Annotated in this window: 14 protein-coding genes and 1 pseudogene; 5 read left to right on the plus strand and 10 right to left on the minus strand. The window is 71.9% G+C overall.

Annotation, left to right across the window (positions count from 1 at the left end; all coding sequences use genetic code 11):
- Positions 1 to 11: 11 nt before the first annotated feature.
- The 8 genes from ACQXVK_RS00915 to ACQXVK_RS00950 all read right to left on the minus strand — a co-directional run bounded on the left by ACQXVK_RS00915 (position 12) and on the right by ACQXVK_RS00950 (position 8,912).
- The gene (locus ACQXVK_RS00915) at positions 12 to 806 is read right to left on the minus strand and encodes a polyprenol monophosphomannose synthase (protein WP_416396233.1); all 795 of its coding nucleotides are present in this window, start codon (positions 804 to 806) and stop codon (positions 12 to 14) included.
- 45 nt (positions 807 to 851) lie between these two features.
- Entirely contained in the window at positions 852 to 1,586 is a 735-nt protein-coding gene (locus ACQXVK_RS00920; protein ID WP_430852378.1) for a class F sortase, read from the minus strand.
- Positions 1,583 to 2,734, minus strand: a complete 1,152-nt coding sequence (locus ACQXVK_RS00925) for a glycosyl hydrolase family 8 (RefSeq protein ID WP_430852379.1) — start codon at positions 2,732 to 2,734, stop codon at positions 1,583 to 1,585. The genes ACQXVK_RS00920 and ACQXVK_RS00925 overlap by 4 nt, the downstream gene beginning before the upstream one ends.
- A gap of 94 nt (positions 2,735 to 2,828) precedes the next feature.
- Complete coding sequence (locus ACQXVK_RS00930) at positions 2,829 to 3,659, minus strand: DUF4397 domain-containing protein (RefSeq protein WP_402264281.1); 831 nt, start codon at positions 3,657 to 3,659, stop codon at positions 2,829 to 2,831.
- Positions 3,660 to 3,718: 59 nt separating this feature from the next.
- The gene (locus ACQXVK_RS00935) at positions 3,719 to 5,707 is read right to left on the minus strand and encodes an ArnT family glycosyltransferase (protein WP_430852380.1); all 1,989 of its coding nucleotides are present in this window, start codon (positions 5,705 to 5,707) and stop codon (positions 3,719 to 3,721) included.
- Entirely contained in the window at positions 5,704 to 7,212 is a 1,509-nt protein-coding gene (locus ACQXVK_RS00940) for a glycosyltransferase (RefSeq protein ID WP_402264287.1), read from the minus strand. The genes ACQXVK_RS00935 and ACQXVK_RS00940 overlap by 4 nt, the downstream gene beginning before the upstream one ends.
- Positions 7,209 to 7,733: a GtrA family protein gene (locus ACQXVK_RS00945; RefSeq protein ID WP_416396222.1), complete on the minus strand. Its 525-nt coding sequence runs from the start codon at positions 7,731 to 7,733 to the stop codon at positions 7,209 to 7,211. The genes ACQXVK_RS00940 and ACQXVK_RS00945 overlap by 4 nt, the downstream gene beginning before the upstream one ends.
- A 174-nt stretch (positions 7,734 to 7,907) precedes the next feature.
- Positions 7,908 to 8,912, minus strand: a complete 1,005-nt coding sequence (locus ACQXVK_RS00950; protein ID WP_430852381.1) for an aldo/keto reductase family protein — start codon at positions 8,910 to 8,912, stop codon at positions 7,908 to 7,910.
- Between the two features lie 400 nt (positions 8,913 to 9,312).
- Between ACQXVK_RS00950 and ACQXVK_RS00955 the strand changes: the two genes are divergently transcribed.
- The 3 genes from ACQXVK_RS00955 (at position 9,313) to ACQXVK_RS00965 (ending at position 12,465) form a co-directional block, all read left to right on the plus strand.
- Positions 9,313 to 9,783 (plus strand): hypothetical protein, encoded by a 471-nt coding sequence (locus ACQXVK_RS00955; RefSeq protein WP_430852382.1) that lies wholly within the window; start codon positions 9,313 to 9,315, stop codon positions 9,781 to 9,783.
- Between the two features lie 603 nt (positions 9,784 to 10,386).
- Positions 10,387 to 10,947: a YceI family protein gene (locus tag ACQXVK_RS00960; protein WP_022908461.1), complete on the plus strand. Its 561-nt coding sequence runs from the start codon at positions 10,387 to 10,389 to the stop codon at positions 10,945 to 10,947.
- Between the two features lie 951 nt (positions 10,948 to 11,898).
- On the plus strand, positions 11,899 to 12,465 hold the full coding sequence (locus ACQXVK_RS00965) for a TIGR03086 family metal-binding protein (protein WP_430852383.1): 567 nt from the start codon (positions 11,899 to 11,901) through the stop codon (positions 12,463 to 12,465).
- Here ACQXVK_RS00965 and ACQXVK_RS00970 read toward each other — a convergent pair.
- Complete coding sequence (locus ACQXVK_RS00970) at positions 12,434 to 12,793, minus strand: hypothetical protein (protein WP_430852384.1); 360 nt, start codon at positions 12,791 to 12,793, stop codon at positions 12,434 to 12,436. The genes ACQXVK_RS00965 and ACQXVK_RS00970 overlap by 32 nt on opposite strands.
- Between ACQXVK_RS00970 and ACQXVK_RS00975 the strand changes: the two genes are divergently transcribed.
- The gene (locus ACQXVK_RS00975) at positions 12,792 to 13,718 is read left to right on the plus strand and encodes an aldo/keto reductase (RefSeq protein ID WP_430852745.1); all 927 of its coding nucleotides are present in this window, start codon (positions 12,792 to 12,794) and stop codon (positions 13,716 to 13,718) included. The two genes, ACQXVK_RS00970 and ACQXVK_RS00975, sit on opposite strands and share 2 nt — an antisense overlap.
- Positions 13,719 to 13,775: 57 nt before the next feature.
- Here ACQXVK_RS00975 and ACQXVK_RS00980 read toward each other — a convergent pair whose 3' ends face one another.
- Complete coding sequence (locus ACQXVK_RS00980; RefSeq protein WP_430852385.1) at positions 13,776 to 14,708, minus strand: oxygenase MpaB family protein; 933 nt, start codon at positions 14,706 to 14,708, stop codon at positions 13,776 to 13,778.
- Positions 14,709 to 14,877: 169 nt separating this feature from the next.
- Between ACQXVK_RS00980 and ACQXVK_RS00985 the strand changes: the two are divergent.
- Positions 14,878 to 16,565: pseudogene (locus tag ACQXVK_RS00985) on the plus strand (long-chain-fatty-acid--CoA ligase).
- Positions 16,566 to 16,745: the final 180 nt, after the last annotated feature.

Raw genomic sequence — 16,745 nt, forward strand, 5'->3', positions numbered from 1 at the left:
GGTTCGGTTCGTCAGGCCGCGTGGTCGGCGACCGCGTGCGCGTTCGCCCGGACCGACGGCAGTCGGCGGTGGTCCTTGACGAGGGAACGGGCCTCGCGGATGCGCCGGTCGATGCCCCACTTCGTGACGAGGGTGAGGCTCTCGCGGACGATGTTGCCGCTCATCTTCGACACACCGAACTCGCGTTCGGTGAACGTGATCGGGGTCTCGACGACGCGGAGGCCGGCTTCGAGCGCGCGCCAGCAGAGGTCCACCTGGAAGCAGTAGCCCTTCGAGGCGACGCCGGCGAGGTCGATCCGCTCGAACGCCCGCGAGGTGAACACGCGGAAGCCGCCGGTCGCGTCGCGCACGGCGATGCCGAGGGCGAGGCGCGTGTAGAGGTTGCCGCCGCGGGAGAGCAGTTCCCGGTACCAGGGCCAGTTCTCGACCGTGCCGCCCTTGATCCAGCGCGACCCGAGGACGAGGTCGTTCGTGTCGGCGAGCTCGATCATCCACGGCAGGTACTCGGGGTGGTGCGAGCCGTCCGCGTCCATCTCGACAAGCTTGTCGTAGCCGTGGTCGAGGCCCCAGGCGAACCCGGCGAGGTACGCGCCGCCGAGGCCGTCCTTCACGGTGCGGTGCATCACGTGCACGCGGTCGGTCTCGCGGGCGATCTCGTCGGCGATGTCGCCGGTACCGTCCGGGGAGTTGTCGTCAACGACGAGCACGTGCACGGTCTCGTCGGTGGCCGCCAGCGTGCGCTCGACGATGGGTCGGACGTTCTCCGCCTCGTCGTAGGTCGGGATGATGACCAGTGTCGTGCTCATGGTGCTCCTTGCGCTTCTCATCGAAGATATCGGCCGGTCGCTGCGTCAGTCCGACGAGAGCTCTGCGAACACGATCAGATTGTCCGTGTAGTGCCCTGTGGCCGTGTCAAACGTGCCGTCGCACGTGATGAGGCGCAGCTGCGGTGTGGGTGCGGTGCCGTAGACGTCGCTCGTCGGGAACGCCGACTTCGCGGCACGCTCGGACCGCTCCACCGTGAAGGTCCGGGTGGAGCCGTCCGACATGGCGACGTGGATGGCGTCGCCGGGGACCAGTTCGTCGAGCCGGAAGAACACGGCCGCGGCGGTGGGGCTGTCGACGTGCCCGGCGATGACGGCGGGGCCGACCTCGCCCGGGACGATGCCGTCGCTGAACCAGCCGGCACTGTCCCAGTCCTTCGGCGGGTCGAGCTCGCCGGCGGCTCCCCGGTGGAGGTCCTCGAGCGACGAGGACACCCCGATGGCGGGGATCGTCACGCGGACCGGGGTCGCGTCGGAGCGGGCGGCGGGGGCTGCCGGGTCCTGGAAGCCCGCGGCGCCGTTCCGACCGGCGGTGGACGACCCGGTGGACGACCCGGCCGAGGACGAGGGAGCAGCGGACGCTGACGAGGACGCAGCTGCGTCCGTCGCACCGCCGGTGCCGTTCGTCGCCGCGACCGCGACCCCGGCGACCCCGCCCACCACGAGCACCCCCGCGACGACGGCGCCGACGATCACGCCCCGACGCCGCGGTCCGCCGAGCCCGAGTGTCGGCTTGCCGGACGCCCGGCGCCGCCCGCTCACGAGGCACCCCCGGCCGCCGTGGCGCACCCGCCGAGCACGTCCGACGTGAGCATCGTCGCGCCGAGCGCCGCCCACGCGTCCCCGTAGTAGGTCGGTGTCGTCGCAGCCGTCCGGTCGGCCCGACGCAGGTCCGCGGTGGCCGCTGCCGACTGCCCGGAGGCCTGCTCCGCCGCCGCCCGCGCCACGTACGCGAGGGCGTTCGTGTCACCGGTCACGGCCGTGCCGCCCAGGTCGAGCTGCGCCGCCAACTGCGTCTGCCGGCGGAGCGTCGGGGCGATCGAGCCGGCGAGCGAGCGGTCACCGGTGGAGCACGCCTCGGCGTACCGGAGCGGCAGGCGCATCGCGTCGTACCCGTAGAGCACGCGGTCGTCACCACCCGTGGCGGGCATCGGGTCGACGCTGCCGTCGGCGTGCACCTGCGACCAGTCGCTCGGCAGGTCCGACTGCTCGAGCACGGCCGCGGTGACGGCGCGGGAACCGGTGGCGAGGGCGTCCCAGCGGTCGTCGCCGGTCGCCTTCGCCAGCACCTGGTAGGCCACCGGCGACGCGTACGAGGCGTCGTACCGGTACGGCTCCGAGTCGGCCCACGGCCCTGGGAGCAGGATCGTGCCGAGGTCGGTCGTGGCGGTCTCGTGCTCGAGGATCGCCGATGCCATGGTCTTCCCCGCTGCCGTGTACCGGGACTCGTCCCACGAGGACCCGGCGAGCACGAGTGCCCTGGCGGCGTCGAGGTCGGCGTCGCTCGCGGACTGGCCGTCCGCGACGCCGCCGTCCGGCGTCCACCGCCACGCGAGCAGGTGGTCGTCGGTGAGCAGGTGCCGCTTCGTCCACGACCAGATCTCGCCGAAGCGCCGACGGTCGCCGTTCGCGTAGGCGATGAGCAGGCCGTACGCCTGCCCCTCGCTGACGGTGTCGCCGCCCTGGTCGGTGCGGACGACGCGGCCGTCACGGACGTACCGGTCGAGGAAGTCGGTCCGGAGCTGCTCGGGCGAGCGCGCTGCGTCCGGCGCCGCCGAGGACGTCGGGGTCGACGCGCCTCCGGCGTCCGGCTGCGAGGCGCCCCACGGGCGCACCGCGACGAGCGCGATGCCGAGCGCGACGATGACCGCGGCTGCGGCGGTCACGGGGATCCAGGTCCTGCGGGTCATGCGGCCTGCCTTCCTGAGTGGGTGCGGGGTGGGCCCGGAGGCGCGGATCACGCGGGCGGACCCGCCGGGGTGATCCGCGCCTCCTGTCCCGCGATCAGCGGAACAGCGACCGGAGCGTCGCGATCAGCTCGTGCGTGGCCTGCTCGACCGGGTCGGCGGCTGCGCCGCCGCCCCCGGTCTGGACCCCGCCGGACGGCGTGGACGCCGTCGCTGCCGCGTCGGTGACGGGCACGACGGTCAGGTCGCCCTTGCTGTCGTCGAGCACGAACAGCGTCGAGACGGTGTTGCCCGCGAGGTCGACCTTCGCCGTCCCCCGCTGCCCGCTGCCCGAGACGTCGAGCGTCCACTTGCCGGCGTCGACGGTCGCGTACTTCGTGGCGGTGCCGAACGCGGCGTCCTCGGCGACGGCGGTGCCCTCGGAGGTGCTCACGTCGACCGACTTCGCGGTGGTCGCGGCCTGCACGAGCCGGAGCTTCGCCTTGCCGTCACCGGGCTGCTGGAGGTCGTCCGTGAAGGCGGTCGTCCGGAGTTTCGCGTTCGTGCCGTAGGCGACGACCGTGCTCGCGTCGCCCTCGTCCACCGTGACGTCGGTGGAGATCACGGGCGTGGAGTCCGGGGCGTCCGCGGCGCGCATCGACAGGACGTAGGTGCCGACCGGCAGCTCCTGGTACGGGCTGACCTGGCCGTAGGTGACGTCGTCGAGTTCGAAGACCTTCTTGCCGCCGGACAGGCTCGACAGTTCGACGTCGACGCCCTTCGTGTCCGGGGAGAGGTGGCCGACGCGGAGCCAGCCCTCGCCGGAGCTGCCCGCGGCGGGTGCGGCGGTGGTCGCGGCGGTGGCGGCCTGCGGGGCGAGGCCGACGGCTGCGGCGACGAGGCTCGTGGCGAGGGCGCCGACGAGGAGGGTGCGACGAGGTGCGGGCATGGTGGTGCTCCTTCTGGTCGTGGTTCGGGTCTGGTGCGTGGGTGCGGCGGGCGCGCGGGTCACGTGGCGCTCGTGGCGGTCGTGGTCGGGTCGGCCGGGGTGTAGACCACCGTCAGGCGGGCCCCGTCACGCTCGACCGATGCGGGCCGGAAGTCGTTCGCCATCGCGTCGAGGGTGGCCGCGATGCGGGTGGCCTCGGCGCTCCCCGAGGCCTGCAGCACCACCCGACGGAAGGGCTGTCCGGTCTCGCCGGTCATCGGTGTGAACCGCTCGACCTCGACGGGCCGGTCGGCGAGGACCTGCCCGAGCGCGATCATCGCCCGCGAGTCCACCTGGCCGGCACGGAACTGCGACTTCGTCCCGGAGTCGGCCCGGAGCGCCGGGTTCGCCGCGAGCTCGGTGCCCATGGTCTTCCGGACGTCGGAGGCCCGGGTGATCGCGGCCTCGGCGGCCGTCGACCCCTCGGAGTGGATGCGCCGGACGTCGACCCGCTGGTTGCCGGTGCCGAACGCGGCCACGGACGTCGAGTTCTCGATCGCCTGTCGGACGTCCGTCGACGAGTTGCCACCCGTGCGCATGGAGTCCGTCGTGATGACGTAGTCCGAGTCCTTCCAGCCGTTCGGCGACTGGCGTTCGACCGCGGCGTCGGTGTCGAGCTTGTAGTACCAGATGACGTTGTTCCGGGCGAAGCCGTCCTGCACGAGGTCGACCCACATGGCGTCGTCGACGAGGAGCCTCGAGGACTTCGGGACGTTGTCGCCCACCCACTGCTCGGCCTGCTGCATCGGCAGGTCGAGGTTGCCGAGCACGAACCCACGGAGCTGCGCGCCCCACAGCGGGAGCGCCACAAGGAGCGCCGCGGACGTGACGACGGCCCACGAGGTGCCGAGACCACGTCGGACGATCGCACGGCCCGAGGTCCCGGAGGTGCCGCGCAGGCGACCGAGGACGGTGAGGACGGCGCGCTCGGCCGTGTACGCGATCAGGAGCGCGGCGAACGGGATGAGCATGATCACGTACGGCACGGGCAGGTACCCGTTCGGGCGGAACATCATGAGGAGCAGGAACACGAGCATCGCCGCGATCGGGCGGACCCGGCGGAGGAACAGCCCCACGACGGCGGCCGCCGAGCCGAGCACGATGAACACCGGGTCGAGCGCCCACCACTGCGACGCGGCCTCGTTCGCGAGGCTGCCCGCGTCGAACACCGAGCCGCTGGCCGCTCGGGAACCGAGCTGGTACGTGATGCCCTGGAGGAGGCTCACCCGTCCGGCACCGGGCAGCAGCTCGCCCTTCACCGCCGCGAGCAGCAGGTAGCCGCCACCGATGACGATGAGGACGGCTCCGGCAACGCTCAGGGTGTAGCGACGGGTGCTCCGGTCGGCCCGACGCACCGCGATCCAGATGAGGAACGGCAGCGCGAGCAGGTAGGTCTCCTTCGAGAGCACGGCGATGCCGAGGCAGGCGGCCGCGCCGGCGAACCCGGCGAGCTGCTGCCGACGGCTGAGCACGAGGACGAACGCGGCGAGGAGCCACGGCGTCGCGACGTTGTCGATGTAGACCGTGCGGTGGTACTGCAGGGCCAGCGGCGACAGCGCGAACACGAGTCCGGCGGCCGCGGCGGTGGCCCGGCCGCTCCCGAGTCGACGGGCGAGGACGAAGAGCAGGATGCTCGAGACGGCGGCGAAGAAGACCATCGCCTCGCGCCCGGCCTCGACGGCGAACGGGTAGCGCGCGAAGGCGCCGGTGAGCGAGGTGTACCCCGCGATCTGGATCCACCCGAGCGGCGGGTGGTCGTACCAGTACGTGTAGTGGGTGATCTCGCCGAGGTGCGTGATCGCCCACGCCTGGGCCGTGTACGTGCCCTCGTCGTCGATGCGCTGCGGGGTGCCGGACATGTTCCACGCCTGCACCACGACGGTGACGGCGAGGACGGGCAGCAGCCAGCCGAGGCTCGCGGCGTGCCGACGGAACCACGCGCCGATGCCGGACCCGGCGACGGCGCCGCGGATCGGGATGCCGGTGGTGTTCGTGATGCTGGCGCTCATCGGTTCCCTCCGGTGGTCGAGGTGGCGAGCTCGCGGTCGTCCGCGTGGTCGGGTGACGCAGGCACACGCGTGGTGACCGCGTTCGCGAACCCGACGACCTCGGCCGGCTGCCCAGCGGTGCGGTGCTGCCCCGTGTGCTCGGTCTTCTCCCACCCGTTCTGGCCCTTGGCGTGCCGGACCACGGCCCGGACCGCCGCCGCGGCGAGGAAGATCTGGTACGGCACGAGGCCGAGGACGAGCTTCACGTAGTCACGGAAGCGGACCTTCTCCTGGTAGAGCCGACCGAACTCGTTGAGGCCGACGATCTCGACCGCGAGCAGCATGAGCGTCGGCGCGACGGGGATGAAGGACACGAGGGCGATCGCCGTCGGCACCTTCACGAACAGGATCATCAGGACGCTGAGCGGGATGAGGAGCCCGGTGGCCGCCTGGATGAACGGCATCGTGAGCATGTACCGGGCGAAGAACCGCTGCCGGAACGACGGGAGCTTCTTCCACTCGCCCTTGCCGAGGACCTGCAGGAAGCCCTGGTTCCACCGGGTCCGCTGCTTGAGGAGCGACGCGAAGGTGGGCGGGGTCTCCTCACGGGTGACGGCCTCGGGGCTGTACGCGACGACGACCTTGGCGCCGTCGGCGGACAGGCGGACGCCGAGCTCGCAGTCCTCGGCGAGGCAGTGCGCGTCCCAGCCGTTCGACCAGTCCAGGCGCTCCTTGGTCACGAAGACGGTGTTGCCGCCGAGCGGGATGAACTTCGACCCGGCGTGGAAGTGCAGGCGCGAGCGGAACCAGAAGTAGTACTCGAGCACGTTCCGGAGCGACCACCAGCTCGACTTGAAGTTCATCAGCTGCACGCCGCCCTGCACCACGTCGGCGCCGGTCTCCTGGAAGCGCGAGTCGACGAGCGACAGCAGCCGCGGGTAGACCTCGTCCTCGGCGTCGAACACGCCGACGATGTCGCCCGTCGCGTACTGCAGCGCGAGGTTCATCGCCTTCGGCTTGTTCTTCGGCAGGGTGTCGTCGACGACGACCCGGATGAGTTCCGGGTGCCGGGCCGCGGCGGCGCGCACGACGGCGTCCGTCTCGGGGTCGTCCTCGCCGACGATCGCGATGATCTCGAAGTCCGGGTGGTCCTGCTTCGCGAGCATGTCGAGGGTCTCCCCCATGACGTCCTGCTCGTGGCGGCCGGGGACCAGCAGCGTGAACCGGTGCGCGGCCGGACGCGGGGTCTGGCTGAAGCTCGTCGACTTGAGCGCGTCGCGCGAGCGCCAGGCGTGCAGCATCCACCACAGCGTGGTGAGCGCGATGATCGTGAGCAGCACGGAGATCGCGATGAGGGCCGAGTACCCGACCCACTCGCCCACCGACCAGGCGGCCTGCGGGACCTGACCCGAGCCTCCCGTCGGCACGTCGGTCGTACCGCGGTTCGGGACGCTCGACGGAGCGGTCCCCTCGTTCGGCTGGAGCAACGGCCCGGCGGCCGTCAGCAGCATGGCGGAGATGGTCATTCGGCGAGCTCCTTCGCGTGAGCGTCGGTGGAACGGAAGACGAGGGCCTTGTACGCGGCGAACCGGAACGCGGTACCGAGCACGAGACCCACCCCGTTGCCGGCGACGTTGTCGGCGAGGGTGGAGGTGAATCCGAGGACGTAGTGGGAGACGAACAGGCACGCCGCGGCGATGCCCAGCCCGATGAGGTTCGTGACGGCGAAGAGCAACCCCTCGCGGACGGTCTCGCGTCGGCCGGTCTGCCGTTCGGCGCGGAAGGTGATGAACCGGTTGCCGATCCAGGCGACGGCCGTGGACACGACGGCGGAGACGATCTTCGCGGCGATGGGACCGTCGGGCATCACGGTCGCGCGGAGGAGGTTGTAGACGCCGAGGTCGATGACGAAGCACACGGCGCCGATGCTCCCGAAGGAGACGAGCTGGCGGGCCAGGGTGAGCAGTCGCGCGAGGGGCACGCGCGACGGGACGGGCACCGCTCCGGTGGCGCGTGGCACCACAACGGGGGTATCGGTTCGGGTCATGCCCCCGATTCGGGGGGCTTCGCGAGGTGGTTTGGGTGGGGTACAGCCATCCGGAGGCTTCTGCCAGTTTCGCGACACCTGCTGTTCACATGCGGGTCGCGGACGCGCCCACGCAACGGACGGGAGGCGCGGTGCCAGCCGGCACCGCGCCTCCCGTCCGGCAGGTGGCCGCGTCTACGCGGGGCGCGACGCCGGGCTGACGGTCTTCGACGCGTCGCGCTCCGGGATGTCCCCCAGGGCCTGGTCGATCGCCGCGAGGGCGTCGGCGTCGAGCCGCACACCCGCGGCCTTGACGTTGTCGGTGACCTGCTCCGGACGGGAGGCGCCGACGATCGCGCTCGCGACGTTCTCGTTCTGGAGCGTCCACGCGATGGCGAGCTGCGCGAGGGTCAGACCGGCCTGGTCGGCGACGGGCTGTAGGCGCTGCACGGCCTCGAGGACCTCGTCGCGCATGAACCGCTTGATCATGTCCGCGCCGCCCTTCTCGTCCGTGGCACGCGAGCCCTCGGGCAGCGGCTGACCCGGCTTGTACTTGCCGGTGAGGACACCCTGCGCGATCGGCGACCACACGATCTGCGACAGGCCGAGCTGCTTCGACGCGGGCACGACCTCGCCCTCGATGACCCGCCACAGCATCGAGTACTGCGGCTGGTTCGAGATGAGCTGGAACCCGAGCTCCTTCGCGAGGGCGGCGCCGGCGCGGATCTGCTCGGCGTTCCACTCGCTGACGCCGATGTACAGCGCCTTGCCCTGGCGGACGACGTCGGCGAAGGCCTGCATCGTCTCCTCGAGCGGGGTCTCGTGGTCGTAGCGGTGCGCCTGGTAGAGGTCGACGTAGTCGGTCTGCAGGCGGGAGAGCGAGCCGTCGATCGACTCCATGATGTGCTTGCGGCTGAGCCCGACGTCGTTGTGCCCCTTCGGTCCGGTGGGCCAGTAGACCTTCGTGAAGATCTCCAGCGACTGGCGGCGCTCGGCCTTGAGCGCCTCACCGAGGACCTGCTCGGCTGCCGTGTTGGCGTACGTGTCGGCGGTGTCGAACGTGGTGATGCCGGCGTCGAGCGCTGCCCGCACGCACTGCGTGGCGACGTCGTTCTCGACCTGCGAGCCGTGCGTCAGCCAGTTGCCGTAGGTGATCTCGGAGATCTTGAGTCCGGAGTTGCCCAGGTACCTGAATTCCATGCTGCCGACGCTAGCGGGCTTCCCCGTGCCGTGAGGGGCCGTGCGAGTACCTGGGTGCGGGGGTCCCGTGCGGGGCGGGCGCGGGCGGGGGTCCGGCGCGGGGCGGGCGCGAGCGGGCGGAACGCGCGGGGCGGGGTGCGAGCGGGCGGAACGCGCGAGGCGGGCGCGAGCGGGCGGAACGCGCGGGGCGGGCGCGAGCGGGCGGAACCCGCGGGGCAGGCGCGAGCGGGCGGAACCCGCACCCGACCCCGCTCCGAACGCACCCGTTCCGCCCGCTCGCGCCGCGCCTCCCGGCCCGCCCGCGTGCCGACCATCCGTCCACATGCGGCCATTGGCGCTCACCGTCCACAGATCGCGCCGATCCCCGCTGCGAGGCGGGGGCAGCGGCCACGCTGACCAGATGCACGTCGACGCGACCTTCCCGATGGCCCTCCGCGGCCGCCCCTTCCGCGTCCGCGAGGCCCTGCGTCGCGGCGTCAGCGCCGGCCGTCTTCGTTCCCGCGCGTTCCTCCGGCCGTTCCACGGCATCCGCGCCTGGGCCGAACCGCAGACCCACGACGAGCGCGCACGAGCCGTGCAGCCACGGCTGCGCCCCGACCAGGCGTTCAGTCACACGACCGCCGCGGTGATCCTCGGCTTCCCGCTCCCCCGACGCCTCGAACGCGACCACCGCGTGCACGTGACGACGATCGGGACCGACCAGGCACTCCGCGTCCGCGGCACGATCGGCCACCGTGCACGACGAGGCAGACTGCAGGTCGTCCACTCGGGCACCGCCGCACTGACGCATCCCGCCGACACCTTCGTGGCGCTGGCGACACTCCTGAGCCGCGACGAACTCATCGTCGTCGGCGACGCGCTCATCGGATAGCTCGGCTGGTGCGACCACGCCGAACTCGTCGCGGCGGCCCGCCGCTTCCGCGGAGCGCGCGGCATCCGTCGGGTCCGAGCGGCGCTCGCGGAGATCCGCCCCGGCTCACGCTCCCCCGGCGAGACCCGACTCCGGCTCGCCCTGACGAGGCGCGGACTCCCACAGCCCGCGCTGAACCACGACGTCGTGGTCGACGGTCGTTGGATCGCATGCGTCGACCTGGCCTACCCGGACGCTCGCGTCGCGATCGAGTACGAGAGCGATCTGCACCGCACCGACGAACGCTCGTTCCGGAAGGACCTGACTCGCGGGGAACACCTCAAGGACGCCGGTTGGTGGCTGCTGCGCGCCACCTCGGACGACGTGGGCCCGGGGATCGACGCACTCGTCCGGCGCGTGCGTCGCCTGCTCGACGGTGTGTCAGCCGGGAGGCACGACCCACGTCCGACACGCCGTCCTGCGTCATCGAGATGAACATTGGTTGACGCTTCAACCAAACCCGTGCACAATGGGCTAGCATCAACTTCGATGCAGGCGCATGGAATCGCGGTTCCGCCCGACGCCTGCTCGGGAACGCAGTCCACACGCTTCGAAGGAGTCACCATGACGCTCACCGCCTCGACCATCCCCGGCTACCAGACCGGTACCTGGAAGATCGACCCCACGCACTCCGAGGTCACGTTCTCGGTCCGCCACCTCGCGATCAGCAAGGTCAAGGGCAAGTTCGAGACCTTCGACGCCACCGTCGTCACCGCCGAGAACCCGCTCGAGTCGACCGTCGAGGCGAACATCGACGTCGCGTCGATCAACACCGGCCAGGAGCAGCGCGACCAGCACCTCAAGACGAGCGACTTCTTCCTCACCGAAGAGCACCCGCAGCTCACCTTCCGCTCGACGAGCATCGAGGCCAAGGGCGACGACCTGCACATCGCCGGCGAGCTGACCCTGCGCGGCGTGACCAAGCCGGTCGTCCTGAAGGCCGAGCTCGGTGGCTTCACGACCGACGGCTACGGGCAGGTCAAGTTCGGCGCGGAGGCCTCGACCAAGATCGACCGCACCGAGTTCGGCGTGAACTGGAACGCGGCGCTCGAGGCCGGTGGCTTCACGCTCGGCAACGACGTGACGATCAACCTCGACGTGCAGTTCGTCCTCCAGGCGGCCTGACACCTCGCACCTCCTGACCCGCGGGTCACCGCGTTGCGCGTGACCTGAGGGACACCGAACAGCAGGACTCTGCAGCACCCGAGACGAACGGCCCGGCTCCTCCCCCACGGAGCCGGGCCGTTCGTCGTTCCCGGGGCGGGGTCGGGGGCGAGTCGCTTGGACGTCGCCGGTCGCCCATCGCCGGCCGCTCGTCGCTCGTCGCTCGTCGCTCGTCGCGCGTCGCTCGTCGCTCGTCACGGTCCTGGTCCGGAGCGCTCCGTGCTCTCGTCTCCGTGCCCCGTCTCCGCGCCCCCGTCGATCGGGCGAAGTACGTCATGTTCACCAACGGAAGCTGGTCGATCTCACCCGCTCACACGTCCTGCGCGTGGGAACGCAGTCGTCGTTCAGCGCAGCGTCGGGCCGGTCGTGCCCCCGGGAGCCCGTCGCCATCGAGCGGACGAAGCCTGTCCGGTCCGGAGTCTCGACCGCGCCCATTCCGCCCGCTCGGCCCCGCGCCCGCCGGTGCGAGCTGCGGAGCTCGAGTCTCGGGGCACGCAGACGATTTTGTCGCGGTGGCACGTGACCGGGGCCGGCGCTCGACGTGTCGAGCGGGCGAATCCGGCCCAGGCGGCGACCGCACCAGGCCACATTCCGCCCGCTCGCCGATCGGCACCGCCCACCAGTCGACGGGAACCGCCCGCTCGCGGCCGCACCGCATCTGCCCGCTCGCGGCCGGCCGCACGCCACCAGCGCGGCACCGTGCGCAGTAGCGTGAGGCTGCGGCGCCCGACACCGGACCACTCCGGTCGCCGGGAATCGGAACCCGTACAGCACGGTTGCAGGCGAACACGGAACACCACGAGCCCGCGCGGAACGCACGAGACCGTGATCGCCCGCTCGACTCGAGAGAGCACGAAGCACCCCGCACGCAGCACCCCGCACCCCGCAGGACCCACGAACAGGAGCACCACCATGGTCACCGACTGGATCGCGCTGCAGGCCCTCGCGGCAGCCGAGTTCGGCCGCCGCGTCGCCGCCGTCACGGACTGGGACGCCTCGACCCCCGACTCCGAATGGACCACCAGAGACCTCGTGCGACACGTCGTCGAGGAACAGCGGTGGATCCCGAAGCTCCTGACGGGGTGCGACTACGCGCAGGCCGAAGCGGACCTCGAGGCGGTCGGCCCCGACCTCGCCGCCGAGTGGGCGAAGTTCGCCGCCGAAGCCATCGAGGCATGGCAGCGAACGCCCGCTGACACGCCGGTGCACCTCGCCACGGACGTCGTCCCCGCCGGCCAGTACCTCACCGAGCAGACCAGCGACATCACGATCCACACGTGGGACCTCGCTCGGGCGACCGGCAGCGACGAGACCCTCCCGGACGAACTGGTGCGGGCCGTGTGGGAACACTTCGAGCCGCAGATCGAGGACCTCGCCGCGACGGGCCTCTACGCCGCCCCGGTCGACGTCGACGATGATGCGCCGCTGCAGGTCCGCCTCCTCGCGGTCACAGGGCGCGATGCCAGGGTGGCAGCATGACAGAATCCGCCCGCTCGGCGAGCCCCGAATCCGCCCGCTCGGGAACGAACGCGGCCGACGCCGCAGCAGAATCCGCCCGCTCGGCAAGCCCCGAAACCGCCCACTCGGCAGCCCCGGAAACCGCCCGCTCGGCAACCCCCGGAACCGAAACCGCCCGCTCGGCAACCCCCGGAACCGAAACCGCCCGCTCGGCGCCGGACGGCGGCAACGCGCCCGACGCGAACACGCGCAACACCAACGCGCCCATCGCCGACGCGCCCGCGCCCCGCCCGGACACCGTCCGCCTCGGCGCCTCCGGCCTCCAGATCAGCTCCGTGATCCTCGGCATGATGTCCTACGGCGACCCCGACAAGGGCGCCCACGAGTGGAGCGTCGGCATCGACGAGGCCCGCCCCTTCGTCCGCCGCGCCTACGAGGCCGGCATCACGACGTTCGACACCGCGAACGTGTACTCCGCCGGCAGCAGCGAGGAGATCACCGGCACGCTCCTCAAGGAACTCGCCCCGCGCGAGGAGGTGCAGGTCTTCACGAAGGTCTTCAACCGCATGCGCCCCGGCCCGAACGGCGCCGGGCTCTCACGGGCGGCGATCATGCACGAGATCGACGCCTCGCTGACCCGCCTCGGCACCGACTACGTCGACCTGTACCAGATCCACCGCTTCGACCCGCACACCCCGGTCGAGGAGACGATGCAGGCGCTGCACGACGTCGTCAAGGCCGGCAAGGCGCGGTACATCGGCGCGAGCAGCATGTGGGCGTGGCAGTTCGCCGAGATGCAGCACGTCGCCGAGCTGCACGGCTGGACGCCCTTCGTGAGCATGCAGGACCAGTACAACCTCCTCGAACGCGAGGAGGAGCGCGAGATGCACCCCTTCTGCGCCCACACCGGCGTCGGCGTGATCCCGTGGAGCCCCCTCGCACGCGGCAAGCTCACGCGCCCGTGGGACGCGCAGGGCTCGGGGAGCCGGGCGGACACGGACGAGTTCGGCAAGACGCTCTACCGCCAGGACGAGGACGCGAACCGCGCGATCGTCGACGCGGTGCAGCAGGTCGCCGAGGCACACGACGTGAGCATGGCCCAGATCGCCCTCGCGTGGGTGGCCGGGAAGGACGCGGTCTCCGCGCCCATCGTCGGCGCGACGAAGGAGCACCACATCGACGACGCCGTGGCCGCGAGCCGGATCACGCTCACCGACGACGAGGTCACGCGACTCGAATCCGCGTACACACCCCGGGTGCCGTCCGGTTTCTGACACACCCACCTGTGGGACGGGAGGCGCGGTGCCGGCTGGCACCGCGCCTCCCGTCCGTCACACGGTCGCGTCCGGAGCCGATCGCGCGCCGTCCAGCCGCGCGATGCGGACGAGCGCTGCGCGCTCCGTCCCGGGCTGGTGGCCGAGCACGGCACCGATGCCGTCGAGCACGGCGCCGGCCGTCCGGCGGACCGGGAACTCGATCGGCCCGACGGACGGCGTCCGCAGCCCGAGCATCGAGCGGTGTCGTGGGTCGAGCGAGACGACCGCGCCGTCGAAGAGCGCGCGGTACCCGGGGCGCAGCAGGCGTGCGAGCGGCGGGTCCTTGATGAACCGGACGACGTCGAGTGTGCGCGCGGTCGCCGTGAGCTCGCCGCGGTCGAGGTACCCGTTCATCTGAGCGCGGAGCTCGGCATCGGACTCGGGAGCGTCCTCGACGCCCATCAGCCGGCCGGCGATCGCCCACTCGCGGACGTAGGCGTCGGCGCCGCCGGGGATGGGGTCGCCCCACAGCTGCGCGCTGCGGAGGAAGGCGTCCGTGAACGCGAGGTGCACCCACCGGGCGAGGTCCGGGTCGTTGGCGGCGTAGGGCGTCGTGACCCCGTGCCCGTCGACGTACTCGCCACGGACGCGTTCGTGCAGCTGCCGGACCCAGGCGCTCGCGGACCGCGCCGCCGTGGTGTCACCGTGCGAGACCGTGTAGATCCAGCGGATGGTGCCGGCGAGGCGGCCGAACGGGTCCTCGCGGTAGCGGGAGTGGTCGGCGACGCCCGCGAGCGCGCCGGGGTGCAGGGCCTGCACGAGGAGCGCCCGGACGCCCGCGAGGATCGTCTGCTTCCCGCCGTGCACCGACCAGGTCGCGGAGCCGGGTCCGAAGAACCCGGCGTCGGTGCCCTGCTCGAGCTCGTCGATCCACGCCGGGCGCTCCGTGGCACCACCGGTGAACGTGTCGTTGAGGCGGGATCGGAAGGCGTCGGCGACAGAGGGCATGAGGCCATCGTCCGTCCTGCCCCTGACAACGCGCCCGGCATCGCGCGAACAGCGCGTGCGCCGGCGTCGACGCACGCGTCGACGAGCGGGCGGGCGGGTGCATGCGGGCGGGGCGCGTGCGTGCGATGCCTCCCAGCCGTCGCCCGGGTGGCCCGCTAGGTTGGTCGGCGTGAGCATCGACACGCCTCGTCCCTGGCTTGCCTCGTACGCCCCGGGGGTCCCGCACGACATCGACGAGCCGACGGGCTCGCTGTACGACATCGTGGAGCAGTCCTCCAGGCGCTTCCCGAAGAAGGTCGCGCTCGAGTTCTTCGGCAGGACGACGACGTACGCCGAACTCGAGGAGCAGATCCTCCGCGCGGCGAACGGTCTGCGCAAGCTCGGGGTGACCGCCGGCGACCGGGTGGCGATCGTCCTGCCGAACTGCCCGCAGCACATCGTCGCCTTCTACGCGGTGCTCCGCCTCGGCGCGGTCGTCGTCGAGCACAACCCGCTGTACACGCCTCGGGAGCTCCGGCACCAGTTCGAGGACCACGGCGCCACGGTCGCCATCGCCTGGGACAAGTCGGTGGCGTCGCTGCAGGACTTCCCCTCGGACGTGCGGCTCGACGCGATCGTCTCGGTGGACCTCACCCGGGCGATGCCGCGCAGCACCCGGATCGCGCTGTCGCTGCCGGTGGCGAAGGCCCGGGAGTCCCGGGCGAAGCTGACCACGAAGGTCCGCGGCACGACGAAGTGGGACGACCTCGTGTCGAACCGGAAGCTGTCGAAGCGCCATGCGCGCCCCGGCACCGACGACGTCGCGCTCATCCAGTACACCTCCGGCACGACCGGCGTTCCGAAGGGCGCGGTGCTCTCGCACGGGAACCTCATCGCCAACGCCGCGCAGGCGCGGGCGTGGGTGCCGCAGATCCAGCCGGGAGACGGCAGCGTGGTCTACGCGGTGCTCCCGATGTTCCACGCGTACGGCCTGACGCTCTGCCTGACCTTCGCGATGAGCATGGCCTCGCGACTCGTGCTCTTCCCGGCGTTCGACCCGGCCCTCGTGCTCAAGGCGATGAAGCACCACCCGCCGACCTTCCTGCCGGCGGTGCCCCCGATCTACGCCCGGCTGCAGCACGCGGCCGACTCGGCGAAGGTGTCGCTCCAGGGGATCCAGATCGGCATCTCGGGGGCCATGGCGCTCTCGAAGGAGGTCGTCGAACCCTGGGAGGCCCGCACCGGCGGCTACCTCGTCGAGGGCTACGGCCTGTCGGAGTGCTCCCCGTGCTGCTCGCCAACCCGGTGTCCCCGGCTCGTCGGCTCGGGTCGATCGGCCTGCCGCTGTCGTCGACCGAGGCGCGGGTGGCGGACCCGGACGACCCGACGAAGGTCCTCGGGACGGACGAACCGGGCGAACTCCAGGTGCGCGGGCCGCAGGTCTTCCGCGGGTACTGGGGCAAGGCCGAGGCGACCGACGAGGTCTTCACGCCGGACGGCTGGTTCCGGACCGGCGACATCGTGGCGATCGGCGAGGACGGCTTCGTCAGGATCGTGGACCGCCTCAAGGAGCTCATCATCACGGGCGGGTTCAACGTCTCCCCGACCGAGGTCGAGGACGCACTGCTCAAGCACCCCAGCGTCCGCGAGGTGGCGGTCGTCGGCATCACCCAGGCGGGCAACGAGCAGGTCGTCGCCGCGGTCGTACCGAAGGACCCGGCGTCGTTCGACCCGGATGCCCTGCGTGCGTGGTCGCGCGAGCACCTGGCCGCCTACAAGGTGCCCCGCCGGATCGTCGTCGTCGAGGACCTGCCGCGGTCGATGATCGGCAAGGTGCTGCGGCGGAAGGTGCGGGACCGGATCCTCGGCGAGGACTGACCCCGCCCGCGCGGCGCGCCGGCTCGAGAGCGGTCCGCCCCAACCGCCCGCGCCGGTCCGGGAGCGGTCCGCCCCGCCCGCACGGCGCCCCGGTCCGAGAGCGGTCCGCCCCCAGCCCGCAGGGCGCGCCGGCCCGTCAGACTGCGACGGCGGTTTCACACCCCTGGCCGCGTCCCCACA

Origin of the sequence: Curtobacterium sp. AB451 (assembly GCF_050585845.1) — a bacterium.
Classification (GTDB): Bacteria; Actinomycetota; Actinomycetes; order Actinomycetales; family Microbacteriaceae; genus Curtobacterium.

What these genes read in the sequence shown, in the direction of transcription:
- ACQXVK_RS00980 (WP_430852385.1), bottom strand. Translation starts at nt 14,708, where the DNA reads ATGCCCTCTGTCGCCGACGCCTTCCGATCCCGCCTCAACGACACGTTC.
- ACQXVK_RS00925 (WP_430852379.1), bottom strand. Translation starts at nt 2,734, where the DNA reads ATGACCCGCAGGACCTGGATCCCCGTGACCGCCGCAGCCGCGGTCATC.
- ACQXVK_RS00935 (WP_430852380.1), bottom strand. Translation starts at nt 5,707, where the DNA reads ATGAGCGCCAGCATCACGAACACCACCGGCATCCCGATCCGCGGCGCC.
- ACQXVK_RS00950 (WP_430852381.1), bottom strand. Translation starts at nt 8,912, where the DNA reads ATGGAATTCAGGTACCTGGGCAACTCCGGACTCAAGATCTCCGAGATC.
- ACQXVK_RS00960 (WP_022908461.1), top strand. Translation starts at nt 10,387, where the DNA reads ATGACGCTCACCGCCTCGACCATCCCCGGCTACCAGACCGGTACCTGG.
- ACQXVK_RS00940 (WP_402264287.1), bottom strand. Translation starts at nt 7,212, where the DNA reads ATGACCATCTCCGCCATGCTGCTGACGGCCGCCGGGCCGTTGCTCCAG.
- ACQXVK_RS00970 (WP_430852384.1), bottom strand. Translation starts at nt 12,793, where the DNA reads ATGCCGAGGATCACGGAGCTGATCTGGAGGCCGGAGGCGCCGAGGCGG.
- ACQXVK_RS00945 (WP_416396222.1), bottom strand. Translation starts at nt 7,733, where the DNA reads ATGACCCGAACCGATACCCCCGTTGTGGTGCCACGCGCCACCGGAGCG.
- ACQXVK_RS00955 (WP_430852382.1), top strand. Translation starts at nt 9,313, where the DNA reads ATGCACGTCGACGCGACCTTCCCGATGGCCCTCCGCGGCCGCCCCTTC.
- ACQXVK_RS00975 (WP_430852745.1), top strand. Translation starts at nt 12,792, where the DNA reads ATGATGTCCTACGGCGACCCCGACAAGGGCGCCCACGAGTGGAGCGTC.
- ACQXVK_RS00965 (WP_430852383.1), top strand. Translation starts at nt 11,899, where the DNA reads ATGGTCACCGACTGGATCGCGCTGCAGGCCCTCGCGGCAGCCGAGTTC.
- ACQXVK_RS00915 (WP_416396233.1), bottom strand. Translation starts at nt 806, where the DNA reads ATGAGCACGACACTGGTCATCATCCCGACCTACGACGAGGCGGAGAAC.
- ACQXVK_RS00930 (WP_402264281.1), bottom strand. Translation starts at nt 3,659, where the DNA reads ATGCCCGCACCTCGTCGCACCCTCCTCGTCGGCGCCCTCGCCACGAGC.